Source organism: Fructobacillus ficulneus, assembly GCF_001047075.2.
In the GTDB taxonomy this organism is placed as follows: Bacteria; Bacillota; Bacilli; order Lactobacillales; family Lactobacillaceae; genus Fructobacillus; species Fructobacillus ficulneus.
Window position 1 is genome coordinate 557,189 of the sequence record NZ_DF968005.1, and the last position, 6,167, is coordinate 563,355.

General features: G+C 45.1%; 6 protein-coding genes. 2 read left to right on the top strand and 4 right to left on the bottom strand.

Annotation, left to right across the window (positions count from 1 at the left end; all coding sequences use genetic code 11):
- From AOQ29_RS07260 to glmS, 3 genes are all read right to left on the bottom strand, one after another.
- Positions 1 to 582 (bottom strand): phosphatidate cytidylyltransferase (locus AOQ29_RS07260; RefSeq protein ID WP_061993814.1); only part of this gene is annotated, 582 nt, incomplete at its 3' end.
- A 27-nt stretch (positions 583 to 609) separates the two neighbouring features.
- Positions 610 to 1,395, bottom strand: coding sequence for an isoprenyl transferase (locus tag AOQ29_RS07265; protein ID WP_083989416.1), 786 nt, complete (start codon positions 1,393 to 1,395; stop codon positions 610 to 612).
- 141 nt (positions 1,396 to 1,536) lie between these two features.
- Positions 1,537 to 3,342, bottom strand: coding sequence for a glutamine--fructose-6-phosphate transaminase (isomerizing) (glmS, locus tag AOQ29_RS07270; protein WP_061993815.1), 1,806 nt, complete (start codon positions 3,340 to 3,342; stop codon positions 1,537 to 1,539).
- 237 nt (positions 3,343 to 3,579) lie between these two features.
- Between glmS and ade the strand changes: the two genes are divergently transcribed.
- Together ade and AOQ29_RS07280 are read left to right on the top strand one after the other, a co-directional pair.
- Positions 3,580 to 5,238, top strand: coding sequence for an adenine deaminase (gene ade, locus AOQ29_RS07275; protein ID WP_061993816.1), 1,659 nt, complete (start codon positions 3,580 to 3,582; stop codon positions 5,236 to 5,238).
- 11 nt (positions 5,239 to 5,249) lie between these two features.
- Entirely contained in the window at positions 5,250 to 5,750 is a 501-nt protein-coding gene (locus AOQ29_RS07280) for a hypothetical protein (RefSeq protein ID WP_061993817.1), read from the top strand.
- A gap of 81 nt (positions 5,751 to 5,831) precedes the next feature.
- Here the strand turns inward: AOQ29_RS07280 and AOQ29_RS08315 are convergent.
- Positions 5,832 to 6,167: DNA translocase FtsK (locus tag AOQ29_RS08315; protein ID WP_275936586.1), on the bottom strand; the 336-nt coding region annotated here is incomplete at its 5' end.

Genomic DNA, 6,167 nt, shown 5'->3' on the forward strand with positions numbered 1-6,167 from the left:
TGTGGCTGCGTACAAAACTGTCACGACAACAACGGCAATTAGCGAACCACCGGCTGAGCCTTCCCATGTTTTATTTGGTGAGACATGGGGTGCCAGCTTGTGCTTTCCAAATGACTTGCCCACAAAGTAAGCAAATGAATCAGTCAGCCAAACACACAATAGGCCAAAGAATAAGACGGCTAAGCCCCGATGATCAGCAGCATAGAAGTAGTGGAAACCAGTTCCAATATAGACCATGGCGATAAAGAGTGTTCCAGCATCTTGGAAGTTAAAACTCTTTTTAGCAAAGACTGTCCGAGCTAAGAACAAAAAGGCTAAACCATAAATTACCGACTGACTATTGACTGTTTCGGGCCAAAAACTATTTGTCCAGTAATCTTTGGGCAAAATAATGGCAATTACTCCAATATAAGAAACCAATCCCTCAAAAGAAACTAAGAGCGTATGGGTCATCCGTAAAATCTCACCCATAGCAATCACACCCAGGGCAATGGTCAAAAGTAACAAGGGTAACTTCCCAATAATCAAAATTGGTACAAATACTAGCAAGGCCACAACGGCCGTTATAATCCGCGTTTTCATCGGAAATCTCACTTTCTGATTTAAAGTTTAAGCTTTAACCTTACCAAAACGCCTGTCGCGCTTCGTGTACGTTTGTAAAGCTAAATTAAATTGGTCTTGGTCAAAGTCAGGCCACAAAACATCGGTAAAATAAAATTCAGAGTAGGCTGCCTGGTAGGGCAAGAAGTTTGAAAGTCGTTCTTCTCCCGATGTCCGAATAATTAAATCCGGGTTAGCCAGATCACCCAAGTAATGTGTCGTTAATTCGCCAGCAAAGGTTTCAGGGGTGATATCTTTAATTTCCATCACGCCTTCTTGAACTTTTTGAGCCAAAACCTTACTAGCATCAACAATTTCTTTTTGACCGCCGTAGTTTAAGGCAAAGTTCAAAATCATCCCCGTATTTTCCGCAGTTTGACTCTGTGCGTCCAAGACAGCTTGCCGAGTTCCTGCCGGTAAGGCTGAAATATCACCAATCGTTTTGACGCGGATGTTTTTTTGAATCAACTCCGGTACAAAAGTATCGAAAAAGGTAATTGGCAACTTCATCAAAAATGAAACTTCATCCTTTGGCCGTGACCAATTTTCTGTTGAAAAAGCATACAGAGTTAAGACCTTGACACCGGCGTTTGAAGCCAATTTTGTCACGGTTTTGACCGTTTCCATCCCCTGCTTATGACCAGCCACTCGCGGTAGGTGCCGATTTTTCGCCCAGCGACCATTGCCATCCATAATGATGGCAATATGCTTAGGAATTTTAAATTCTGTCAAGGACGGCATTTCTGTTGCCTGCCCTTGGTTTTGTTTAGAAAATAGTTTTGCCCAGAGGCTCATCTTTTCATCTCCATTTGACTTTTAATAGCGAATAACATTCTTTACTATTTTACCAGAGAAACGCTTAACAAACAAAAAAGCCAGCTGATTTAGCTGGCTTTCTCTTTACAAGTTAATAGACTAGATTGCAATTATTAAAGATTACTGAACTGTCACTGACTTAGCCAAGTTACGAGGACGATCAACATCCAATTCACGGTCCAAAGTTGCGTAGTAGGCAATCAATTGAGCCGGAATCACGGCCAAGATTGGCATCAATAATTCATTGACTTCTGGCAAGACAAAGGCATCGCCTTCTTTGGCCAAACTTTCAGAAGCCAAAACAATCGTGTTGGCCCCACGGGCAGCTACCTGGGCAACTTCACCACGGAGCAAACCAGCTGTCTTTCCTTGGGTTAACAAGGCAAAGACTGGTGTCCCATCTTCAATCAATGAAATCGTACCGTGCTTTAATTCTCCAGCCGCAAAACCTTCCGTTTGCACGTATGAGATTTCCTTCAACTTTAAGGCTGCTTCCAAAGCGACAGCGGCGTCTAAACCACGGCCAATATAAAAGGCTGACTTTTGGTCACGCAAGGCTGATTCCGCAATTTCCTTGAAAGTTTCCTTTTCGTCGGTAATCGCTTGGATTTCAACGGCAACCTTGGCCAATTCGGCCTTCAAATCAAAGCCGGCATCGCCCATGGCTGAAGCCAAAATTGCTTGAACAAGGACCTGAGCAGTGTAGGCCTTGGTTGAAGCTACGGCAATTTCAGGACCAGCCAAAACTGGCAAGGCAAAGTCGGCTTCACGTGTTAGCGTTGAGTTCATGACGTTAGCCAAAGTCAAGGCTGGGAAGCCTTGCTTCTTGACATTATCCAAAACTTCTCGTGAATCAGCTGTTTCACCTGATTGTGACAAGAAGATGAAGAATGGCTTAGCTGACAACATTGGTTGGTCGTAAGCAAATTCAGAAGCAATGTGAACTTCCGTTGGAATGTTAGCCCATTGTTCGAAGTAGCGCTTACCAACCAACCCAGCGTGGTATGAAGTTCCCGCTGCCACAATGTACAAACGGTCGGCTTCGGCCATCTTATCAGTAATGGCACAGCCGATTCCTTGAAGGTTACCATCTTCATCAAAGTAATGAGCAGCGATGTTACGAGCAACAACGGCTTGTTCGTCAATTTCCTTCAACATGTAGTAAGGGTAAGCACCCTTGTCTGTGTCTTCAGGATCGATTTCCAATGTAAAGGTTTCACGGTCAACTTGCTTTTCATCAGCATCGTAAACCGTCACTGAATCGGGCTTGATAATGGCAACATCGCCATCGCGCAATTCGATAAAGTCCTTGGTGATATCCACCATAGCTGCCGCATCAGAAGTAACGACGTTCCCGTGGTCAGAAACACCAACAAGCAGTGGTGACTTCTTCTTAGCCGCAAACAAAGTTCCAGGTTCTTGCTTATCAACCAACAAGAATCCGTAAGCTGAGCTTCCTTCCAACAAAGAAATCATCTTGCGGAAGGCATCAACGTTTGACAGGCCTTCTTCAGTCGCAAACTTGTCAACCAACTGAACAGCAACTTCTGTATCGGTTTCAGAAACAAAATGAACACCCTGTAAGTATTGGGCCTTCAATTCTTGGTAGTTTTCAATGACACCGTTGTGGACCAAGAAGAAACGGTCGTCCGCAGACTTTTGTGGGTGTGCGTTTTCAATCGTCACATTGCCGTGTGTTGCCCAACGAGTATGAGCAATTCCAGCAGTGCCAATAAAGCCATTGGCTTCAGCCTTCTTGGCCAGCATTGAGACACGGCCCTTTTCTTTAATATAGGCATCGTTACCTTCCGGGTCTGTCACATAGACACCAGCGGAATCATAACCACGATATTCAAGCTTTTGTAAACCGTGCAAGAGGCAAGGCAAGGCTTGCTCAACACCGGTAACGCCAACAATTCCACACATAGTAACAATCTCTCTTTCAAAAATAATTGGTTTGGTAATACTTTTTAATCTAACAATAGCTATTTTAGCAGGTTTGGCACGGTAGTCAATCCCAAAAATTAAAATTGGTATAGACAACACCGCGCCATTGAACTATCACTTTACACGGTGAATCTTAAAAGAAAGTAAATTTTACCGCTTCTGGACAAAGATTATGCTAAACTGGATAAAATCTAAAATGCCAAAAGGAGCGTTATCATGTCACAAACCGTTGACTTTTGCCTAAAAAATGGCCAAGTCTTAAATGTTTTTAACCAAGAATTTAATCAAAAAGACCTCTGGATTAAAGCCGGGAAAATTGTTTTTGTCGGTAAAAATGACCAATTAACGGCTCAAACGACGGTTGATTGCACCGGAAAGTACCTTGTGCCCGGCCTAATTGATGCTCATTTACATATTGAGTCGTCATTGTTAACGCCCTCGGAATTTGGCCGTCTTTCGCTGCAAAACGGTGTGACAAGTATTTTTGCTGACCCTCATGAGATTGCCTCAGTAGCTGGAATTTCTGGCATCCAGTACATGCTGGATTCAGCTAAAAAGACGCCCCTCCATATCCATTACATGTTGCCCTCTTCCGTTCCAGCGACCCCCTTTGAACACGCTGGTGCTAAACTTGATGCCAATGCTTTAAAACCTTTTTACCAGCACCCTGAAATTGCCGGTCTGGCTGAAGTAATGGACTACCCCGCCGTAGCGAACGCTGATGCTGACATGATCCAAAAAATCCGCGATGCTCAAGAGGCTCACCGCCACGTTGACGGCCACGGTGCTGGCTTAGGTCCCAAAGAACTAGCAGCCTATCGAGCATATGGCATTGATACTGACCACGAAGCCACGAGCAAGGAAGAGGCACTCGACCGTGTTAACGCTGGCATGGCCGTCTTCTTACGTGAAGGGACTGTCGAACGTGATGAGAAAAACTTGCTCGGTGCAATCACACCAGCCAACCAGGGTCACTTCGCCTTTGCCACGGATGATAAATCTGCAGCCGATATTCAAAAGGAAGGGTCAATTAATTTCAACGTTGCTCTGGCTATCCAAGAGGGTCTCAAGGCCGAACAAGCCTACACTATGGCCTCATACAACGCCGCCCAAGCCCATCACCTCGAAAACATCGGGGCCCTAGCCCCTGGTTTCACCGCCGATTTGTTAATTTTAACTGATCTAAACCAAGTCAAAATCGATCAAACCATGGTTGACGGTAACTTCTTTCATAATCAGACAGAGGACGTTCTCCCGCTCCCTGGCCAGCAAATGAACCTGACATTTGATGAAACGGACTTGCGCCTGCCCTTACAGGCTAACAAGCCAGCCCACGTAATTGAGATTGAGCCCCACCACATCACGACCTTGCATAAAATTGAAGACGTTCCAGTCGGTTCGACTGGCGAGTTTTCACCTAACCAAACCTATGCCAAGGTTGGTGTTTTTGAACGCTACCGTGACCTCGGTCATGGACTCGGTATTATTAAAGGTTTAGAATTAAAAGCCGGAGCGATTGCTTCAACGATTGCCCATGATTCTCACAATTTGATTGTTGCCGGCGTTGACGATGCCGATATGGCCCTCGCCGTTGAAACCCTCAAAAAAATTGGCGGCGGTCAAGTGGTCGCCAATCACGGCAAGGTTACAACCCTCCCTCTGCCAATTGGCGGTTTAATGTCCGATTTGCCCTATGAGGAACTAATTCTCAAACAAGACCAGCTTAACCAGGCCTTCCAAGAAATTTCTTCGCTACCTTTTGATCCATTTTTGACCTTGTCCTTTATGGCCCTCCCGGTCATTCCTTCTCTAAAAATTACTGACCAAGGACTCTTCGACTTCAACCAATTTTCATTTATCAATATTCAAGATTAAGGATTTTACCCATGCAAGCTATTAATGTTACCCCAGCAGAATTATTAAATGTCTTAGCCGGCCAAGAAGTGACTGCCGATGAAAAGATGACCGGCCAGTTCCTTCTTGTCGCTAAGGAAAACAACCAAACCAACCTTCCCTCCGCCATGGCTGGTGCCATTGCTGATATTGCCCTCGGCCAGGTGCAACTTCAAGCCCTGGTCCACCCCTTAAAAATCGCGGTCGCCCAGCCAGACTGGGCGCCCTACCAAATCGATGAAGCCTTCCTCACGAAGGAACCCCATAACTGGTTTGGTCCAGAAGCCATCGTTATTGAAAAACGCTTTGATGACTTTACCAAAGAATACAACGGCACCCGTGATTCTAATGGCGGTATTCCGCGCACAGCCATTCCTAAAAATATTGCTGAACCCCTCTTAATTGAAGACGCCTATTGGGCGGCCTATAAAACCTTCGTTAATGACCCCGATGGGTCGTTTGCCGAACAAATTCAACCATTCTTCACTGAATAACTACTCAACAAATAAATGCCCCCTATCAGAATTTGATAGGGGGCATTTTTGGTATTCAGTAATAACGATTGAAAAATCGAATTAATCTTCATCCTTTTTTGTCACATTAACATGACGGGGACGGGCCCCATCAGCCGGACCAATATAGCCGGCATTTTCTAAGTCATCAACCAGACGAGCAGCCCGGTTATAACCAATCCGGAACCGTCGTTGCAAGAGCGAAGTAGAAGCCTTTTGTTGGTCAATCACAAATTCCAGAGCTTCTTGGAAGAGTTCATCATCCGATTGGCCACCATTTGCTCCAGCTTCGTCCTGGGCAATTTCTTCGTCTGTGACCGTCATTTGATCATCGTACAAAGCCTCCTGTTGGCCCTTGACAAAGTCCACCACCGCCGTAACATCTTGGTTGGAAATAAA

Excerpts from the sequence above, each read along its gene's own strand:
- AOQ29_RS07265 (WP_083989416.1), bottom strand. The coding sequence starts at position 1,395 with ATGAGCCTCTGGGCAAAACTATTTTCTAAACAAAACCAAGGGCAGGCA.
- glmS (WP_061993815.1), bottom strand. The coding sequence starts at position 3,342 with ATGTGTGGAATTGTTGGCGTTACCGGTGTTGAGCAAGCCTTGCCTTGC.
- AOQ29_RS07280 (WP_061993817.1), top strand. The coding sequence starts at position 5,250 with ATGCAAGCTATTAATGTTACCCCAGCAGAATTATTAAATGTCTTAGCC.
- ade (WP_061993816.1), top strand. The coding sequence starts at position 3,580 with ATGTCACAAACCGTTGACTTTTGCCTAAAAAATGGCCAAGTCTTAAAT.